The sequence below is a fragment of the Photorhabdus sp. RM71S genome, from assembly GCF_042879355.1.
GTDB lineage: Bacteria > Pseudomonadota > Gammaproteobacteria > Enterobacterales > Enterobacteriaceae > Photorhabdus > Photorhabdus kayaii.
In genome coordinates this window covers 53,175-71,066 of sequence record NZ_JBHFKV010000003.1, presented here as the reverse complement: position 1 = coordinate 71,066, position 17,892 = coordinate 53,175, and the positions used below count along the sequence as shown (strand labels likewise).

General features: G+C 40.5%; 19 protein-coding genes. 2 read left to right on the top strand and 17 right to left on the bottom strand.

The window, feature by feature from the left end:
• Positions 1–121: 121 nt before the first annotated feature.
• The 11 genes from mprA to nrdH all read right to left on the bottom strand — a co-directional run bounded on the left by mprA (position 122) and on the right by nrdH (position 11,278).
• Entirely contained in the window at positions 122–649 is a 528-nt protein-coding gene (mprA, locus tag ACGF5R_RS02385; RefSeq protein ID WP_112878058.1) for a transcriptional repressor MprA, read from the bottom strand.
• 129 nt (positions 650–778) lie between these two features.
• On the bottom strand, positions 779–1,117 hold the full coding sequence (gene ygaH, locus ACGF5R_RS02380; RefSeq protein WP_112878059.1) for an L-valine transporter subunit YgaH: 339 nt from the start codon (positions 1,115–1,117) through the stop codon (positions 779–781).
• Positions 1,114–1,872, bottom strand: a complete 759-nt coding sequence (locus ACGF5R_RS02375) for an AzlC family ABC transporter permease (protein ID WP_387689602.1) — start codon at positions 1,870–1,872, stop codon at positions 1,114–1,116. The genes ygaH and ACGF5R_RS02375 overlap by 4 nt, the downstream gene beginning before the upstream one ends.
• Positions 1,873–1,997: 125 nt before the next feature.
• Positions 1,998–3,188, bottom strand: coding sequence for an MFS transporter (locus tag ACGF5R_RS02370; RefSeq protein WP_112878061.1), 1,191 nt, complete (start codon positions 3,186–3,188; stop codon positions 1,998–2,000).
• 378 nt (positions 3,189–3,566) lie between these two features.
• Entirely contained in the window at positions 3,567–4,565 is a 999-nt protein-coding gene (gene proX / locus ACGF5R_RS02365) for a glycine betaine/L-proline ABC transporter substrate-binding protein ProX (RefSeq protein WP_112878062.1), read from the bottom strand.
• A 69-nt stretch (positions 4,566–4,634) separates the two neighbouring features.
• Positions 4,635–5,720, bottom strand: coding sequence for a glycine betaine/L-proline ABC transporter permease ProW (gene proW / locus ACGF5R_RS02360; protein ID WP_112878063.1), 1,086 nt, complete (start codon positions 5,718–5,720; stop codon positions 4,635–4,637).
• The gene (proV, locus tag ACGF5R_RS02355; protein WP_262980673.1) at positions 5,713–6,912 is read right to left on the bottom strand and encodes a glycine betaine/L-proline ABC transporter ATP-binding protein ProV; all 1,200 of its coding nucleotides are present in this window, start codon (positions 6,910–6,912) and stop codon (positions 5,713–5,715) included. Before proV ends, proW begins: the two co-directional genes overlap by 8 nt.
• Positions 6,913–7,505: 593 nt before the next feature.
• Positions 7,506–8,465 carry a class 1b ribonucleoside-diphosphate reductase subunit beta gene (gene nrdF / locus ACGF5R_RS02350; RefSeq protein WP_387689598.1) on the bottom strand — a complete coding sequence of 320 codons (960 nt, stop codon included), beginning with the start codon at positions 8,463–8,465 and terminating at the stop codon, positions 7,506–7,508.
• Between the two features lie 20 nt (positions 8,466–8,485).
• Positions 8,486–10,615: a class 1b ribonucleoside-diphosphate reductase subunit alpha gene (gene nrdE / locus ACGF5R_RS02345; protein ID WP_387689595.1), complete on the bottom strand. Its 2,130-nt coding sequence runs from the start codon at positions 10,613–10,615 to the stop codon at positions 8,486–8,488.
• Positions 10,616–10,617: 2 nt separating this feature from the next.
• The gene (gene nrdI / locus ACGF5R_RS02340) at positions 10,618–11,034 is read right to left on the bottom strand and encodes a class Ib ribonucleoside-diphosphate reductase assembly flavoprotein NrdI (RefSeq protein ID WP_162107608.1); all 417 of its coding nucleotides are present in this window, start codon (positions 11,032–11,034) and stop codon (positions 10,618–10,620) included.
• Between the two features lie 13 nt (positions 11,035–11,047).
• Positions 11,048–11,278, bottom strand: a complete 231-nt coding sequence (nrdH, locus tag ACGF5R_RS02335) for a glutaredoxin-like protein NrdH (protein ID WP_112878067.1) — start codon at positions 11,276–11,278, stop codon at positions 11,048–11,050.
• A gap of 331 nt (positions 11,279–11,609) precedes the next feature.
• On the opposite strand from nrdH, the gene ACGF5R_RS02330 reads away from it, so the two are divergent.
• Both ACGF5R_RS02330 and cspE read left to right on the top strand, forming a co-directional pair.
• Entirely contained in the window at positions 11,610–12,071 is a 462-nt protein-coding gene (locus tag ACGF5R_RS02330; RefSeq protein WP_011145612.1) for a methylated-DNA--[protein]-cysteine S-methyltransferase, read from the top strand.
• Positions 12,072–12,414: 343 nt separating this feature from the next.
• Positions 12,415–12,624, top strand: coding sequence for a transcription antiterminator/RNA stability regulator CspE (gene cspE / locus ACGF5R_RS02325; protein ID WP_146747419.1), 210 nt, complete (start codon positions 12,415–12,417; stop codon positions 12,622–12,624).
• Positions 12,625–12,711: 87 nt separating this feature from the next.
• Here the strand turns inward: cspE and crcB are convergent, their stop codons facing one another.
• From crcB to rlpA, 6 genes are all read right to left on the bottom strand, one after another.
• Positions 12,712–13,086, bottom strand: a complete 375-nt coding sequence (gene crcB, locus ACGF5R_RS02320; RefSeq protein WP_112878068.1) for a fluoride efflux transporter CrcB — start codon at positions 13,084–13,086, stop codon at positions 12,712–12,714.
• A gap of 161 nt (positions 13,087–13,247) precedes the next feature.
• Complete coding sequence (gene lipA, locus ACGF5R_RS02315) at positions 13,248–14,213, bottom strand: lipoyl synthase (protein ID WP_011145615.1); 966 nt, start codon at positions 14,211–14,213, stop codon at positions 13,248–13,250.
• A gap of 110 nt (positions 14,214–14,323) precedes the next feature.
• A complete protein-coding gene (lipB, locus tag ACGF5R_RS02310) occupies positions 14,324–14,965 on the bottom strand; it encodes a lipoyl(octanoyl) transferase LipB (protein ID WP_112878069.1) in 642 nt (213 codons plus the stop codon).
• Positions 14,966–15,096: 131 nt separating this feature from the next.
• Entirely contained in the window at positions 15,097–15,360 is a 264-nt protein-coding gene (ybeD, locus tag ACGF5R_RS02305) for a DUF493 family protein YbeD (RefSeq protein WP_112878070.1), read from the bottom strand.
• A gap of 157 nt (positions 15,361–15,517) precedes the next feature.
• Entirely contained in the window at positions 15,518–16,729 is a 1,212-nt protein-coding gene (gene dacA / locus ACGF5R_RS02300) for a D-alanyl-D-alanine carboxypeptidase DacA (RefSeq protein WP_112878110.1), read from the bottom strand.
• Positions 16,730–16,890: 161 nt separating this feature from the next.
• The gene (gene rlpA / locus ACGF5R_RS02295; RefSeq protein WP_387689592.1) at positions 16,891–17,889 is read right to left on the bottom strand and encodes an endolytic peptidoglycan transglycosylase RlpA; all 999 of its coding nucleotides are present in this window, start codon (positions 17,887–17,889) and stop codon (positions 16,891–16,893) included.
• Positions 17,890–17,892 lie beyond the last annotated feature (3 nt).

Here is a 17,892-nt window from a genome sequence, read left to right as displayed (position 1 = left end):
ATCGAAGAATAATAGTTAGCTTTTTGCAGAAAATATCATCTTTGGCTAACAGGAAAATTTTTTCGAACAATTGAACCAGGAAAGTATTGTTTGGATAAAAATTGATCGATTAAACAACAAGCTATTTTTTGATACAATCGCCCATTGTATCAAGTCTGACCAGTAATTTTCTCATTAACTTTTCTAACTGTTTTTGTTCCTCCTGGTCAAGGCATGACCAAAGTCTTCTCAAGCACTCATGTTGAGGTGGAAGCAAATTATTTAAAAATTTTGTACCTTGTTCTGTCAGATGAAGATGAAGGCAACGGCGGTCGTTATGACTTTCCTTTCTTTCAATCCACTCCTGCTTTTCTAATTCATCAGCAATACGCGTGGCGTTAGTACGGGAAGAACCTAATGCGGCACTTAATTCTGATGGTTGGATGCTGTGGCTTTCTTTAGTATCAAGGATCATCAGGGCCATGAACAAAGTTTCATTGATACCTTGAGCTTTCAGCATATTGTTACGGTTTTCAAGCAATTTACTTTGGACGTGCATTGATAACCTAGTCAACAGGATCTCTTGATAAGGGATATCTTTATTTAATTTGGCTTGCTGTGCTGCACGAATATTCAGTAATTCTTCGGTAGGCGTAAACGAACTTTCCATTATTTAGATACCTTATTAGTTTCAACTGGTAAGATAACTTTTGTTATCAAACATCCAAATGGTATATTAAAAGATAAATTTAGCAATTGTAGTTATTTGTTATCATCATATTTCTTTTGATATTGATACCTAATTCATAAATATTTTGAATGTTAGTCCAAAAAGTAGCGCACCAAATAGCGTTGCGAGTATAATTTGCTTTGTTTTGTAAAAGACTAAACAGATGGTCAGACAACCTATGAGGGTAGGAAGTAGTTTTTGATTCTCTCTCATCACATCAGGTACACCTGATACGATGAGTAAAGAACAAATGGATGCAATACCAATACTGTCAAGAATAATGCTTGTTTTTCCACCTTTCCTGCCGGCAGATTGGCGTGCTTTCCCAAATCGTAGTGGCAGATAGCGAAATGAGAAGTTAGCTAACCCAACAAATAGTCCAATGAGCAAAATCTTGCTATCAATCATGGTGTTTCCTTTTGTTCAGAAGAGTCATTGCAATTGTTTTGTGGTTGTAACAGTGCCGCGATACAACCACCGACAATACCTGCCAGAATAGCAACTGGAATTGAGAAAAATGTAATTCCTAAAAGTGTTCCGGTTAGTGCGGTTGCAACACAATAACTATTTTGCTTTCGACAAGAAGCAAGAAGAAAACTGAGAAACAGTGCTGGTAACATGAAAATCATGGCAGCTTCTACAGCAGGATAAGATTCCAAATAACCGTTACCAAGAAATGCCCCAGCAGTTGTACCTGCAACCCAAGCCAGCCAGGAACAGAGCGCAATAGCAACCATCCAGTTTTCACTCCAGCTCCGTTGGTTCTTAATGAGTTTTGCAGTAGCGGCGGCAAAAACTTCATCTGTCAGGCCGAAAGCCCAGATAACGGTTTTTTTCTCCGTTAACTTATCTTTGATACGGTGCCTTAAAGATGGACCATAAAGAATATGGCGAACATCCATTGCCATGATTGTTAGAGCAGAAATCCATAGTGATGTGCCTGCACTCAGTAAAGCTGTGATGACGAACTGACTTGCACCGGCGTAGATGATGCATGAAAAGAAAATGGCTTCTATTGGGTTGAAGCCAAGCTTAACGGCATTGAGGCCAAAAGCAAAAGCTACGGGAATGTAGCCGATAACAATGGGTAAACTGTCTATTATTCCTTCAGTAAAAGAAGATTTTTTACTGATTAAGGGCGGTGATGTATCAGAAACAGGCATAAAATCTATCTGGTTATATAAATGTTATGTAACATTAACAAAAGGGAACTAAATAGAAAATATCATCCTTAACAAATGTTTCATAAATGTTTTTATTTTAACGTTCTTTTACCGTGACCTGTTTCTTACAGCGTCTTTGGTTCGTGCTTTTTGCCTAAAAACCACACGATTAGGCTTATTATACAGATAGCCATGCCAGCGGTGGCAACGCCATACCAACCTGAATGTTTGTAAGCATAGCCTGAAACCAGAGAGCCAAGGGCTCCACCAATAAAATAGCTGGTCATATAAGCGGCGGTGAGTCGATTTCTCGCTTCTGGCATGATGCGGTATATCGTACTTTGATTTGTAACGTGAACACCTTGAATCGCAATATCAAGGAGAAAAACACCAATTATAAAGCCAATTAGTGATTCTTTGACTAAGCCGATCGGTATCCATGAAAGAAGTAATAGCACCAGAGAAATGCTGGTGGTCAGAGGACCTTTTCCTTTATCAACGAGTTGCCCGGTTTTGGTTGCCATCAATGCTCCGGCGGCACCGACTAATCCAAATAAGCCGATGACTCCTTCAGAATAGTTAAAAGGAGGTGCTGAGAGCAGGAATGCCATTGATGTCCATAGCAGGCTGAAATTGGCAAATGTTAGCGCACCCAGTATGGCGCGTACTCTTAGAAGCGGGCTTGTAGTGATAAGGTTTACAATAGAGCCAAGTAATTGGAAGTAATTGAGATTGGTTACTTGTTTATAACGGGGCAGGTAGCGCCACAGCGTCAGAGAAAGAATCACCAATAAAACACTGGCAACCCAAAAAACAGTTCTCCAGCCGCCAAGAGTCGCCATTGTTCCTGAGATGGTTCTTGCTAGTAATATTCCAAGCAGTAAACCGCTCATAATCGTACCGACAGCTTTTCCTCGTTGATGGGGAAGAGCAAGTGTTGCGGCCAGTGGGACCAGTATTTGAGCAACCACTGAAAATAAGCCCGTCATTGCCGTTCCCAGTAACATTTGCCAGATGTTCTGTGACATGGCGGTAATCAGTAAGCCAACAGTGGCTAATATTGTCATTGAGACAATTAAACTGCGTCGTTCGAACATATCACCTAGTGGCACAAGGAATATCAAGCCAACGGCATAGCTTAATTGAGCTGTGGTGACAATAAACCCCGCTTCGTTGACGGTCAGATTAAATTGTAACGCAATAGTGTCGAGTAGAGGCTGTGCATAGTAGTTGCTGGCGACAACCAGACCTGTGGCAATTGCTATCAGAGCAATTAAAGCTGGACTTAATGGCGTGTGGGAAATATTTTCTTCCATAAATGTATTTTCTTATAGTTAAACGGCAGGTTAGGGGTGAGTGGACAGCTCGTTAAAGGTCTGTAGTCACGAGCTAAACTTTTTGCATTGTAATGAATTTTTATTCAGGTTCAATGGTAAAGCCGCGAGAATGGTAGCTAAAGAAACTCTATTGAGTATTTATTGCGTTAGGTAGTTTTAACCTTGTGATTTAACTATCAAATCGAACTGAGAATGGAAATGTGAAAACGATATTAATCCTTCCTATTTGCCATAATATGGCAAAATTCACTACAAAATTGTTGAAATATAAATTTAATAAGAATTTTGAGTAAGAAAAAAATAGTAGTAAAAAAACAGTGAATTGTCTTATATCAATTCACTGTGATGCTTTAAATATTACTTTTTCCCGGCGGCTTCAACGGCAGTTTTAACCCAACTATCAAACAATTTCTGATGAGCCTTAATCCAACCGTTGGCGTGACGTTCAATATCCGCTTGTGATGCCTCACCATTATGCATCCGCAAGTTTTGGGCATTGATATCCGCAAGAGGCATTTTCATGATAGAAAATAACTTAGCGGCGGTTGGGTTGTCTTCTGCCCATTTTTTATTGGCAGCAATATGCATAATACTTGGTGGGAAACCATAATTAGCGCCATTTGGCAATTTCGTTTCTATTTTCTCATCATTAGGCATAGCGGAGAAAGGAACTTGCAGCCAGACAACATCTTTACCTGGTTTCAGCACGTCACTAACCCAATAAGGTGTCCATGTGTAATATAAGATGGGTTTGCCTTCTTTATAGCGGGTAATAGTATCTGCCATCATGGCCGCATAGTTACCTTGATTATGCTCAACGCTATTGTTTAAACCATAGGCTTTAAGGTGATGATTAATGGCGATTTCACAGCCCCAACCGGGATTACAGCCAGTTAAATCAGCTTTACCGTTATCGTTGGTATCAAATAATTTGGCTATTTTCGGATCTTTTAATTGAGCAATATTCGTGATGTTGTATTTTTCCGCTGTTTTTTTATCGATCAAGTAGCCTTGTGCTGCATTTTCTACGTAGTTACCAACACGGTAAAATTTGGCATTCCCACCTGCTGCCTGATATTGGGTGTTGTGCAGTGGTTCCCAACTTACGGCCATAAAGGTTGCGTCACCAGAAGCAATAGAGGAATAGGCGACGTTGTAGTCCACTTCTTTGATGGGTTTGATATCATAACCAAGTTTTTCCAATGCCTTACTGACGATCAACGTCTGGAATGTTTCTTCGCTAAGGGTGCTTTGTATGGGTTGTACACTGATACCTTTACCCGGTAATTCGACAGCGAATAATTGAGAACTTATCAGTGATGATAGGGATATAGCCCAGATAACTATTTTGCGCATGGTTTTTCCTCCTGTTGCAGTCATCATGTGTTTATCAAACAATTGTGGTTTGATAGGTGTTTTGGAAGGTTATGCTTTTTGGCTAAATAAACGGGTAATTAATCCAATTGGGCCAGTGGCATACCAGCGATTTACGCCTTTAGCCCGGTTGCTGCAACCAAGAGACTGTGTTAGGCGGTCAAGGAGAATCGCAAGAATAACAATCCCGACCCCACCTACTGTAGCAAGCCCCATATCGAGACGCCCAATACCTCGCAAAACCATTTGGCCTAAACCACCAACGGCAATCATTGATGCAATAACGACCATTGATAGGGCTAGCATCAGGGTTTGGTTGACACCGGCCATAATGGTTGGCATAGCCAGTGGTAATTGAACTTTAAACAGCATCTGACGAGGGCTGGCGCCGAAAGATTCGGCTGCTTCTATCAGATCTGCTGGAACCTGTTTGATGCCTAAAATTGTCAGACGGACAATTGGGGGTAGAGCAAAGATAATGGTGACGATAACTCCAGGCACGTTACCGATGCCAAACAGCATGACAATCGGAACCAGATAGACGAATGCTGGTGTGGTTTGCATAGCATCAAGCAGAGGTTGGATAATTTTCGCGGCTCTCTTGCTGTGTGCCAGCCATATACCGAGTGGTAAACCAACGATAATGCAGAACAATAGCGATGTCAGAGCCAGTGATAGAGTGACCATCGATTCCGGCCATGCACCAATTGCACCAATAATTACCAGAGAAATTAGAGCAGTAATACCCATACCAATGCCTGATAACTGCCAGGCAATCAGGGCAAAAAATAGGATGGCAATGGGCGCAGGTATTGAAGTCAGACATTGTTCAAAGCCACTGAGAACAAAATCAATGGGGACGCGTATTCCCTGAAATGCGGGACGAAAATTTAGCACAATCCAATCAATAGCATGGGTTACCCATGAGTCTAAGGGGATAAGTGGGTGCTGGAATGGGTCCATGATATTGAAATGTTCAGGCTGTACCGTAATTTCGGGTGCATCCAGCCAGTCAGAACCTGTTGAATTGTCAGCACTGGTTTCGTTGCTCCAGGGATCTGTATTGTCAGCAGGGCTGGGGGAGGTATCCTCAGAATTCTGTACAGGCTGAGTTTGATGTTCGTTTTGATTACTCATTTGGTGTCTCCTTATCTAATGCCTGCAATAGCATCCCTTTGGAAATAACGCCGATATATTTGTCATTATTTCCAACAACCGGAACTGCACAAGGTGATTGTGCTACAACAGCAATCAGCTCATTGAGGGGCATATCTGCGGCAACGGAGGTTGGTTCCGCCAATATGGCGTGTTCGATAGGTTTTTTTTCCCGTAATGCTTTTTCCAATGAATTTACGGAAACGATACCGGCGAATTTTTGTCCACGTTCGATCAGGTAACCATAGTTTCTGTTTTCGTCATCGAGGACTTTCAATGCAGAAAGAGGACCAAAACCGGGTGCAATATGAAGCAGAGAGTCAGGACGGCGACGGGCAATGTCTTTAGCACTGAATACATGGCTGATATCTACGCCACGAAAGAAAGTTTTCACATAGTTATTCGCTGGATTATTCAAGATTTCATCAGGTGTCCCGACCTGCACAACAACACCGTCTTGCATAATGGCAATCCGGTCTCCGATACGCATTGCCTCATCCAAATCATGAGAGATAAAGACGATAGTCCGTGGCTGATTGCCTTGCAGGCTTAACAGTTCATCTTGCATTTCTGTACGAATTAATGGATCAAGGGCAGAAAATGCTTCGTCCATTAGCAAAATATCTGGGTTATTAGCTAATGCTCTGGCAAGCCCTACACGCTGACGCATCCCGCCTGAGAGTTCATCTGGATAAGATTGTGCATAGTTTTCCAGGTTTACCTGTTTTAGTGCATCCAACGCTTTTTTATTGCGTTCTTGTTTGGTGATTCCAGCAAGTTCCATACCAAAGGCGCTGTTTTCCAGTACGTTTAAATGCGGCATCAGTGCAAATGATTGGAAAACCATACTGATTTTGTTACGGCGAATTTCTCTTAACGCTGTTGTTGAAATCTCAGAAATATCTTCACCATCAATTAAAACCTGGCCGCGAGTCGGTTTTATCAGACGATTGAGAAGGCGTACCATTGTGGATTTGCCGGAGCCAGATAATCCCATGATGACAAATACTTCGCCTTCTTCAATAGTCAGATTGACATTTTGTATACCAACAGTCATACCTGTCTTTTCAAATATCTGATCTTTGCTCAAACCTGAATTCAGTAATTTGAAAGCATATTCTGAATGATCGCCAAATATCTTATAGAGGTTTTTAACTTCAAGTTTAATTGCCATGAAATAGTTACTTTCCTTTCAATGGTTATTTAATGGTGTTAAGCATCACTCATCTCTGCATGATTCTTTGAATATATATACCCTAACATACTGAGAGAGCCTGACAACCCTATGTTAATGATAATTAATGTAAAAATAGTGATATTGAATGACTTAAATTAGATATATTTGTAGTTATTTCATTGTTATTAGCAGTTAATTTTGCTAAATTCATGCTGTTATTAAAAGGATGAATCATATTTATGTTGCTGTTATTAATGTATTTTTTTATTTAATTATCAAATAAATTATTCACCATGTTGTAAATAGAATCGGTTATTAGTTTATAATGTTGATTATATCTTATTGGAATGAAATTTTATTTACAATTAATTAGCTATATTAATGTTTTTTGCCGTTTAGCATGAGATGAACGGCTGTTTATGGCAAAAAATATCCATAGAAATGGCAATAGTCATGAAAAAACGCCATAAAAATATAAGGATTTTATGGCATTTTATCGTTAGAAAAACAGGATTAATAATATTGGTTTTTAAAATATTAGAGTATTATGGTTATTTTGAAGTATTCTATATAAAATAAAATCATTCTCTTTAGAAATTCCAATCCTCATCCTCAGTATTCACTGCTTTACCGATAACATATGATGAACCTGAACCAGAAAAGAAATCATGGTTTTCATTGGCATTCGGTGATAATGCAGAGAGGATTGTAGGGCTGACATTTGTCATTTCTGGCGGAAATAAGGTTTCATAGCCAAGATTCATTAATGCTTTATTGGCATTATAATGCAAGAATTTTTTAACATCTTCACTCCAGCCAACAATATCATAAAGTTCTTCTGTATATTTGATTTCATTTTCGTATAATTCTAATAATAATGAAAAAGTGAATTCTTTAATCTCTTTTTGCTCTAATGTTGAATATTTTTTTAATGATTGTTGAAATTTATATCCAATATAATAACCGTGAATGGCTTCATCTCGGATAATAAGTCGGATTAAATCGGCTGTATTTGTTAATATTCCTCGACTTGACCAATACATAGGTAAATAGAAACCTGAATAGAATAAAAATGATTCTAGAAAAACACTGGCGATTTTTTTCTTTAATGGATGATGATAACTATAATAATTTAGTATAATTTTGGCTTTATTCTGTAATGAAAAATTCTTTTCACTCCAGCGATAGGTATCATCCACATCAGTTGTTAGGCATAATGTTGAAAAAATGGAGCTATAAGAACGTGCATGAACAGCTTCCATGAAACTAATGTTGGACATAACTGCTTCTTCGTGGGGTGTCAGGGCATCTTCCATTAACGCTGGAGCACCAACAGTGTTCTGAATTGTGTCCAGTAGTGTCAGCCCGGTGAATACCCGGATAGTCAGCTTTTTTTCTTCTGTCGTCAGTGTATTCCATGAAGGAATATCATTGGATAATGGGATTTTTTCCGGTAACCAAAAATTAGTTGTCAGTCGGTTCCAAACTTCTAGATCTTTGTCATCTTCAATTCGATTCCAGTTAATTGCGCGTATAGGATTACTGATCATAATACATTTCCAGAATTATTTTATAGTGAGCATGAAACACAATCTTGTACTTCCGTACCTTCCAGAGCAGTTTGTTTCAGACGGATGTAATAAAGTGTTTTAATTCCTTTACGCCAGGCATAAATTTGGGCTTTGTTAATATCACGGGTAGAGGAATCGTCTTTGAAGAAAAGTGTCATGGATAATCCTTGGTCGACGTGTTGAGTGGCTGTAGCATAAGTATCAATAATCTTTTCCGGTCCTATTTCGTAAGCATCTTGGTAATATTCAAGATTATTATTCGTCATAAATGGCGCTGGATAATATACCCGTCCTGTTTTACCATCTTTACGGATCTCAATACGGGATACAATCGGGTGAATGCTTGAGGTTGAATTGTTGATATATGAAATAGAACCTGTAGGAGCAATAGCTTGGAGATTTTGATTGTAAATACCATGAGTCATAATTGAGGCTTTTAATTCAAGCCAGTCTTGTTGATTAGGAATGGTTATTCCTGCTTGTTCAAACAATTGAGAGACCTTTTTTGTCTGAGGTTGCCATGCTCTTTCTGTATATTTATTGAAAAATTCACCACTGGCATAACGAGAATCTTTAAAGCCTTTAAAGTAGCTATTGCGTTCAATGGCGATCTGATTGGAAGTACGCAGAGCGTGATAAGTGACGATATAGAAATAGATATTGGTGAAATCTATTCCCTCTTCAGAACCATAATGAATTTTTTCTCTTGCCAGATAGCCGTGAAGATTCATTTGCCCCAAACCAATGGCATGGGAATCCTGATTTCCTTTTTCGATAGAAGGAACTGAACGGATATGGCTCATATCTGATACCGCGGTTAAAGCACGGATAGCTGTTTCAATAGAGAGGGTAAAATCAGGTGAATCCATTGTATGAGCAATATTCATTGATCCCAGATTACAACTAATATCTTTCCCAATATGGTGGTAACTTAAATCCTCTTCATATTCGCTGGCACTGTTAACCTGTAAAATTTCGGAACATAAATTACTCATATTAATCCGACCTTTAATCGGATTAGCATTATTCACCGTGTCTTCATACATAATATAGGGATAACCAGATTCGAATTGAAGCTCAGCTAACGTCATGAAAAATTCACGAGCATTGATTTTTGATTTCTGAATTTGTTGGTTATTTACCATTTCAGTATATTTTTCTGTCATGCTAATTTCGGACATTGGCACACCATAAATCCGCTGAATATCATAAGGGGAGAATAGATACATATCTTCATTATGTTTAGCCAGCTTAAAAGTGATATCAGGAATAACGACGCCAATAGAGAGTGTTTTTATACGGATTTTTTCGTCGGTATTTTCCCGTTTTGTATCCAGAAAACGAAGAATATCGGGATGATGAGCATGGAGATAAACGGCCCCTGCACCTTGGCGTGCACCGAGTTGATTGGCGTATGAAAACGCATCTTCCAGCATTTTCATCACTGGGATAACACCTGATGATTGATTTTGAATCATTTTTATCGGTGCACCTGTTTCCCGTAGATTACTGAGTAAGAATGCGACCCCTCCGCCACGTTTTGAAAGCTGTAAGGCTGAATTAACTGAACGTCCGATGGATTCCATATTATCTTCAATGCGTAGCAGGAAACAGGAAACCAATTCTCCTCGCTGTTTCTTACCGCAATTAAGAAAAGTTGGCGTTGCTGGTTGAAAACGGCCACTGATCATCTCATCCACTAGACGACAAGCCAGCACTTGATCGCCTTGGGCTAGGGTCAGTGCTACCATGCATATCCGATCTTCATAGCGTTCTAGATAACGTTTATTATCGAAGGTTTTCAGAGTATAACTGGTGTAATATTTGAATGCGCCCAGAAAGGTTTGAAAGCGGAATTTTTTGCTATAGGCTTGCTGAAAGAGCTTTTTAATAAAAGTAAAATCGTATTGCTCCAGCACGTTTGTTTCGTAATATCCCTCTTGTTGGAGGAAATCCAGTTTCTCTTTTAGGCTATGGAAAAATAGTGTGTTTGGATTTACATGCTGGCGAAAATAATAATGAATAGCCAGTTTGTCTTTGTCAAATTGAATCTTTTCTTCACTATCGTATAGATTGAGCAAGGCATTTAAAGCATGATAATCCTGTTGTGCATTAATTTGAAAAGTCATAATTACATATTCTCTAATGAATCATGTTGCCAGAACCTTTGAATACCTTGGCGTACTCGTTGTACATCTTCTTCAGTACCCAACAGTTCAAAACGGTATAGGAGGGGTATCCGGCATTTCTCTGAAATTATCCGCCCAGCGATGCCGTAAGCTTCGCCAAAGTTGGTATTCCCGGCCGCGATGACTCCCCGGATGAATGCCCGGTTTTCGGCGATATTGAGAAATCGGATCACTTGTGGTGGAACAGCGCCTTTAGTACTGCCACCACCGTAACTGGGGGTCAGTAAAATGTAAGGAGAAGTTACGTTTAATGGGCTGTCTGATTGATTTATTGGAATACGAAAGGCTGGTATTTCCAGTTTCTGAACAAATCTATGGCTATTACTGGATGAACTGGAGAAATAGATCAGCGGATTTATATTCATAATAAACCTATAAATTCTCGGTTAATGCGTTGATTTTATCTGGACGAAATCCTGACCAATGCTGTGTACCTGCTACAACCACAGGAATTTGCTGGTAGCCCATAGCACGGATAGTCGCTAAAGCCTGCGGGTTTTCGGTTAAATCGACAATCTGATAAGGAATATTTCTTCGGCTTAGCGCCTGATAGGTTGCGCTGCATTGTACACAGTCCGGTTTGCTATAAATGGTAATGCTCATTAACGACTCCTTTGTCAGTTTGTGGGCATGTAATGGCAAAATTTGGTTCATGAGTAATAATTTACCTAAAGGCCAGAACTTGAATCATACTATATATAGTGAAATTTTATTTCAACCACACTATATATAGTGTTAATTTTACATCGAGTAACTATCATTAAAATTACGATGTGGGTTATTCTCTGTTTGTTGGCAGGCTTTTCGCCTTCAGACAAGTTTAAGTTTTCTAGTCGGTGGTAAGGGAGCAACTGAATTCATCATTGCAATTTGTCGAAAAGACGATTTACTCTAATCTCTATAATGATTGATATTTTTTTCAATGGAGGTGGTTATGTATCATCACTATTTTGATACACCCAAAGGATTTCCTAAACCGTATATTCATATCACTGCGGATGATAAGGGAGTGACCAGTCTATATTTTGTTGATGAAAAAACAGCGCCTGAAGTGAAAAATGATATTACTAAGCAGTGCGTGAAAGAGTTACGGGGATATTTTGCGGGTAAGCGAACTGAGTTTTCCGTTCCACTCAACCCGGCAGGAACTGAATTCCAGCAGCGTGTATGGTTACAGTTATGTAAGATCCCGTTTGGAGAAGTGTGGAGTTATAAGCAACTTTCATTAGCATTAGGTTCAGTTAATTATTGTCGTGCGGTAGGAATGGCTAATTCTCGTAATCCGATCTCATTAATTGTGCCTTGTCATCGTGTTATTGGACATGATGGTAAATTGGTGGGATATACCGGTGGCCTGAATATTAAAAGCTGGCTATTAGAACATGAAAAAACCTAGTCATTTGTTTATTAGATAACTTGTGTGATAAAAGACCAGGGAGGATTATAGATATTTATATACCCGTCATCTTTCAAGTTGCCTCTTTGTTGGCTGCACTCACTCACCCCGGTCACATAGTTATCTATGCTTCCGGGGATTCGCTCCCTTGCCGCCGCGATGCATCTTGAAATCCATAGGGTATATATGTGTATTATTTAGTAGTAAAACTAAATAAAGATAAGATCTATCGTATTTTATTATGCTTTTCGTGATCTTGGTTGTAGACAGTGAGCCAACTTATTTGTTGTACTGTATGCGACGCAGATTTTGTGTCTTAATTTTCACGTTAAAGGTAAGTTTGATGTCAAAAATTAAAGGTAACGTTAAGTGGTTTAATGAATCTAAAGGATTCGGGTTTATCACTCCAGAAGATGGTAGTAAAGACGTATTCGTGCATTTCTCTGCTATTCAGAGTAACGGATTTAAAACTTTGGCAGAAGGTCAAAAAGTAGAGTTTGAAATCACTGACGGCGCTAAAGGTCCATCTGCTGCAAACGTTGTCGCTATCTGATTTTAACTCCATATTTCGAAAACCCGTTATTACAACGGGTTTTTTTTGGCTTGTATGAGGCCTGTATGATATGTAGGTAATTTTAATTTAAAGTTCATGCATCAATACGAAAGCTAACATGGTCATCAGTAATGATCCAAAAAGATTAAGCAAAACTGTTCCCAGTGCCCATCCTAGTTTCCCGTCCAGTAACAAATAAGCAACTTCAACAGAGAATGTAGAAAAGGTTGTTAAACCTCCGCAAAAACCGGTGGTCAATATCAATTTCCAAGCCGGATCAAGATGTGTAGATTTATTAAAATAGGCTAACCCTAGTCCGATAATTAATGCGCCAATACAGTTAACGGTAAGGGTGCCAATCGCGATATTAGAAGAAATATTATTAAGACGGAGGCTGATAAACCAACGTAATACGCTGCCTAAGCCACCTCCGATAAATACAGCCAGAATAATATTAGTCATAATAACTGCCTATCCAATAGGGCTATTTTATTTGCCATTTTGAACCTGGGCAGTGCTCAAAATCCTCACGTACTACGTGTACGCTCCGGTTTTTCCGCGCTGTCCGTGTTCAAACTGCCTGCAACAATTACGCCTATTTGGATAGGCACTAAGATACTGGGTTATTTGACCTCTTCACCTTTGGCTTGTAAGTCAGCATGATAAGAAGAACGGACAAATGGACCACAGGCGGCATGGGTGAACCCCATAGCTAACGCTTCTTCTTTCATTTCATCAAATTCCTGTGGGCTGACGTAGCGCTGTACCGGTAAATGATGACGACTAGGTTGTAGATATTGTCCCAGAGTCAGCATAGTCACACCGTGGCGGCGTAGATCACGCATAACATCAAGAATTTCTTCGTTGGTTTCACCAAGACCGACCATCAGACCCGATTTGGTTGGAATATCAGGATGGGCTTCTTTGAACTTTTCAAGTAATTTTAATGACCACTCATAGTTTGCACCAGGGCGCACCTGACGGTAAACCCGGGGTACGTTTTCCAGATTATGGTTAAAGACATCGGGCGGTGTCGCTGTCAGTATTTCAAGTGCACGATCCATACGTCCACGGAAGTCAGGAACTAAGGTTTCAATCTTAATGGATGGATTTTTTTCACGAATAGCAGAGATGCAGTCAGCAAAGTGCTGAGCACCACCGTCACGTAGATCATCACGGTCAACGGAGGTGATGACAACGTAGCGCAGTGCCATGTCTTTAATGGTTTGTGCCAGTTTTACGGGTTCATTGGTGTCAGGTGCCATTGGGCGGCCGTGCGCAACATCACAGAAAGGGCAACGGCGGGTGCAAATTGCGCCAAGGATCATAAAGGTTGCTGTACCGTGATTGAAGCATTCTGCCAGGTTAGGGCAAGACGCTTCTTCACAAACGGAATGCAGACCATTTTTGCGCATGGCAGATTTGATGCCCTGAATGCGGCTGGAATCCGCAGGAAGTTTGATTTTCATCCACTCAGGTTTACGCAAGATTTCTGTACGTTCGGTCATCACTGTTTTGACAGGGATCAGCGCCATTTTGTCTGCGTCGCGGTACTTAACTCCGCGTTCCATCTGAATTGGTTTACTCATAATCGTGCTGGTTCCAGTGTTAAATTCATCAGGTTGAGATTTATCATTCAGTCTACTGTATGATAAATAATTAAAAAATTTTTGAAAAATGTTAAAAAATTATAGCATCTTTAACTGTTCAGTTTAAATCCTAACTGCTGGCAAAATTTCTCTACCAAAACAGGTTGTACTTGTTCAACAGTAATTCCAGGAACTAAGTCACTGAGTTGAATCATTTTCATGCCGGCATAGCCACAAGGGTTAATACGCAGGAAGGGTTCTAAATCCATTGCGATATTGAGGGCTAGTCCGTGGAAAGAACAACCTTTACGTATCCGTAATCCAAGAGAGCAAATTTTTGCTTCATTGACGTAGACACCAGGGGCATCCGGGCGGGCATGGGCTTTCACACCAAAGTGAGCAAGGGTTTTAATGACAGTATCCTCTATCGCCGTAACCAGTTGCCGTACACCAATTTTGGCGCGTTTAATGTCAATCATGACATACATAACCTGCTGACCAGGGCCATGATAGGTGACTTGTCCACCACGATCGGATTGAATAACCGGAATATCACCGAGGGACAGCAAATGCTCAGCTTTACCTGCTTGTCCTTGAGTAAAGACTTTTGGATGCTGTACCAGCCAGATTTCATCAGGTGTATTAGTATCTCGCTGCTCAGTAAACAAGTGCATTGCATCAGAAATCGGCTCGTAGGGTTGTATTCCTAATTGACGTAAGAAAATCGTTTTATGTTGCAATTGAAACTTCATTTGATAGCTATAAGATTTGGTCAGTATAACCCTCAGAAGAGCTTCTCACCAGTTTAGTGCGCCTGAAACTGTAGTATTCCTGATAGATAAAGAATCCCCTGTGAAATTATAGGGGATTTCTCTAGTGTGTATTACAATACTACCCGTACCAATTCAAGGTTACCTAATTCTTCATACAGCGTTTCTACTTGTTCAATATGAGTCGCATTGATAGTAATGGACACTGAGTGGTAGTTACCTTTGCTGCTTGGCTTCACTTGTGGAGAGTAATCGCCCGGCGCATGACGTTGAACCACTTCAACGACCTGATTGACTAGCTCAGACTCCGCCAAGCCCATCACTTTGTAAGTGAATGAACAAGGGAACTCAAGCAGTTCATTTAATTTCGTTTTCATGGGCGCTCCTGTTTTGCTTTCCGCGATACGCACGGTCAGTTTCTTCTGTAAAATTTGATACTTTCCTCCGCTTTAAAACGCGGAGATGCTTATTGCGATTGGGCGGTAGTCCGATTCGCTTTGATGGACTCTGTTTATCGCTTAATTATCTCAAGAATTAGCCAAACCAATGATGAAATAGTAGCTTGATGTAATCGATAAAGCGGCCGAAGATGCTGCCTTCTTTTACTTCATTCATGACGACTAAAGGCTGCTGTTCAATAGTTTTGCCATCAAGTTGAAAGTTGATAGTACCTACGACTTGATTTTTCGCCAGTGGTGCATGTAATTCACTATTATTCATGACATAGCTGGCTTTCAGATCTTTCAGACGCCCACGGGGAATAGTCAGATAAACATCTTTATCAACACCTAATTGAACCCTATCGTTATCTCCAAACCAGACTGGTTCAGAGGCGAATTCTTTGCTTGCTTTCAGAGGAGCAACAGTTTCAAAGAAACGGAAACCCCAGGTCAGCAGTTTCTTACTTTCTGTTTCACGGCCTTTATAAGTGTGGCCTCCTAATACCGCAGAAATCAGGCGCATATCGCCTTCCGTTGCAGAAGCGACTAGGTTATAGCCCGCTGCGCTAGTGTGACCGGTTTTAATACCATCGACATTCAGACTCTTATCCCACAATAAGCCATTACGGTTTGTCTGGCGGATATTGTTGTAGGTAAACTCTTTCTCTTTATAGATGGTGTACTCTTCAGGAACATCACGGATCAGCGCTTGACCAATCAATGCCATATCACGGGCAGAGCTGTATTGACCTTCTGCATCCAGGCCATGAGCGGTTTTGAAATTCGTATTCTTTAATCCAAGCGATTTCACATAACCATTCATTAAATTAACGAAAGATTCTTGGCTACCGGCAACATAATCTGCCATTGCAACACAGGCATCGTTACCGGATTGCAAGTTTATACCGCGGGATAACATAGAAACCGAGACCTGATCGCCTGGCTTGAGGAACATCAGGGAAGAGCCTTTAAATACCGGATTACCGGTTGCCCATGCGTCAGTACCAACAGTGACCATATCATTTGGGTGGATTTTGCCTGATTTGATTGCTTGACCAATAACATAGCTGGTCATCATTTTTGTCAGACTGGCAGGATCACGGCGTGCATCTGCATTCATCTCAGCCAGCACTTTGCCTGAGTTATAGTCGATAAGGATATAAGCTTCCGCATCAATCTGAGGCACTCCTGGGATCATCGTTTTCAGGTTGACATCATTCCCATTGGCAAAGGCAGAAGCACTTATTGCCAGCGCAATACCCAAGGTGGTGCTTTTTATAAAACGAGAAGTGGTTGTATATTTCATGGTTAGTTTGACAACATCCGTGAGAAAAGATTGATATCGAGCCACATCATAGCAAATGAAAAAAATACTGACATTGCCAAATTTTGACAAGACTCAGGTTTACATTTTTTTACTCCTCTTACTGATATCTGAATCAAAGTGAGATATCAGTAAGAGAACGATTAAGGACTGACGATAAAAGAAGATTGCTGTATTTGGTCAGCCAGTTTTTGTTGTAAATCGGCAGCTTGCTGGCGATTGTTGAATGGCCCTAACTGTACACGATAAACGTTATTATATTGAGTTACGCGGCCTTGAACATTAAAGCGTTGCGCCAGTGTTTGTTGCCACTTTTTTGCTCGTTGCTCACTGCTAACAGCACCAACTTGAACTATAAAACCATTTGCTGAGGCGGCTGTTGGCGTTGTGACTATTGAAGTACTGTTTGTAACAGGCTTAGGTGGTTGCAGCTTCATTGTGGGGAGTTGTTCAGTCGCTTCCGGTTGTATCGTCAGTTTCATCGGCTGATTTGTTAAGGGCTGGCTGCTAGTCTGATCAGGGATATTCTCCATTGTTGGTGTTCCTAATGGACTGGTTGTCAGCGTTGGTCTATCCGGTAGAGCATAACTCTGTTTAACTATCTGGCTGCCAATGGTACCGGGACCGGATACAGAACCGTCCTGGGCAACCTCAATAAAATCAACCTTAACTTTGGTACTTTGAGTTAGGTTTAACCGTTCAGCGGAAGCCTTCGATAGATCGATAATTCGCCCTGGTTTATAAGGACCACGGTCATTGACTCTAACAATCATCATGCGACCATTGCTCAAATTGGTCACACGGACATAACTTGGAATTGGCAGGGTAGGATGGGCGGCTGTCAGAGCATAAGGATTAAAACGTTCACCAATTGCGGTCATTTTGCCGCTAGATTCTTCACCGTACCAACTAGCATAACCTGTCTCACTAAACTGAGAGGGGGCTTGCACAATGTGATAAGTATGTCCGTTCATCTGATAATCATCATTGGCGCTAGGATGATAAGGCTCATAGCGAGGTTCTGCACCCAGAACATCCTGCGTTGGTACTACGGGTAACGGGGCAAGTTTTTGTTTGTCAGGAGTAGTACAGCCAGATAGCAGGGCTGCAATCATGCCGAATATAAGCCAGTGTTGACGCATTGA

Bases quoted from the DNA above. Each gene is read 5' to 3' on its own strand.
- mprA (WP_112878058.1), bottom strand. From the start codon at position 649: ATGGAAAGTTCGTTTACGCCTACCGAAGAATTACTGAATATTCGTGCA.
- ygaH (WP_112878059.1), bottom strand. From the start codon at position 1,117: ATGATTGATAGCAAGATTTTGCTCATTGGACTATTTGTTGGGTTAGCT.
- ACGF5R_RS02375 (WP_387689602.1), bottom strand. From the start codon at position 1,872: ATGCCTGTTTCTGATACATCACCGCCCTTAATCAGTAAAAAATCTTCT.
- ACGF5R_RS02370 (WP_112878061.1), bottom strand. From the start codon at position 3,188: ATGGAAGAAAATATTTCCCACACGCCATTAAGTCCAGCTTTAATTGCT.
- proX (WP_112878062.1), bottom strand. From the start codon at position 4,565: ATGCGCAAAATAGTTATCTGGGCTATATCCCTATCATCACTGATAAGT.
- proW (WP_112878063.1), bottom strand. From the start codon at position 5,720: ATGAGTAATCAAAACGAACATCAAACTCAGCCTGTACAGAATTCTGAG.
- proV (WP_262980673.1), bottom strand. From the start codon at position 6,912: ATGGCAATTAAACTTGAAGTTAAAAACCTCTATAAGATATTTGGCGAT.
- nrdF (WP_387689598.1), bottom strand. From the start codon at position 8,465: ATGATCAGTAATCCTATACGCGCAATTAACTGGAATCGAATTGAAGAT.
- nrdE (WP_387689595.1), bottom strand. From the start codon at position 10,615: ATGACTTTTCAAATTAATGCACAACAGGATTATCATGCTTTAAATGCC.
- nrdH (WP_112878067.1), bottom strand. From the start codon at position 11,278: ATGAGCATTACCATTTATAGCAAACCGGACTGTGTACAATGCAGCGCA.
- ACGF5R_RS02330 (WP_011145612.1), top strand. From the start codon at position 11,610: ATGTATCATCACTATTTTGATACACCCAAAGGATTTCCTAAACCGTAT.
- cspE (WP_146747419.1), top strand. From the start codon at position 12,415: ATGTCAAAAATTAAAGGTAACGTTAAGTGGTTTAATGAATCTAAAGGA.
- crcB (WP_112878068.1), bottom strand. From the start codon at position 13,086: ATGACTAATATTATTCTGGCTGTATTTATCGGAGGTGGCTTAGGCAGC.
- lipA (WP_011145615.1), bottom strand. From the start codon at position 14,213: ATGAGTAAACCAATTCAGATGGAACGCGGAGTTAAGTACCGCGACGCA.
- lipB (WP_112878069.1), bottom strand. From the start codon at position 14,965: ATGAAGTTTCAATTGCAACATAAAACGATTTTCTTACGTCAATTAGGA.
- ybeD (WP_112878070.1), bottom strand. From the start codon at position 15,360: ATGAAAACGAAATTAAATGAACTGCTTGAGTTCCCTTGTTCATTCACT.
- dacA (WP_112878110.1), bottom strand. From the start codon at position 16,729: ATGAAATATACAACCACTTCTCGTTTTATAAAAAGCACCACCTTGGGT.
- rlpA (WP_387689592.1), bottom strand. From the start codon at position 17,889: ATGCGTCAACACTGGCTTATATTCGGCATGATTGCAGCCCTGCTATCT.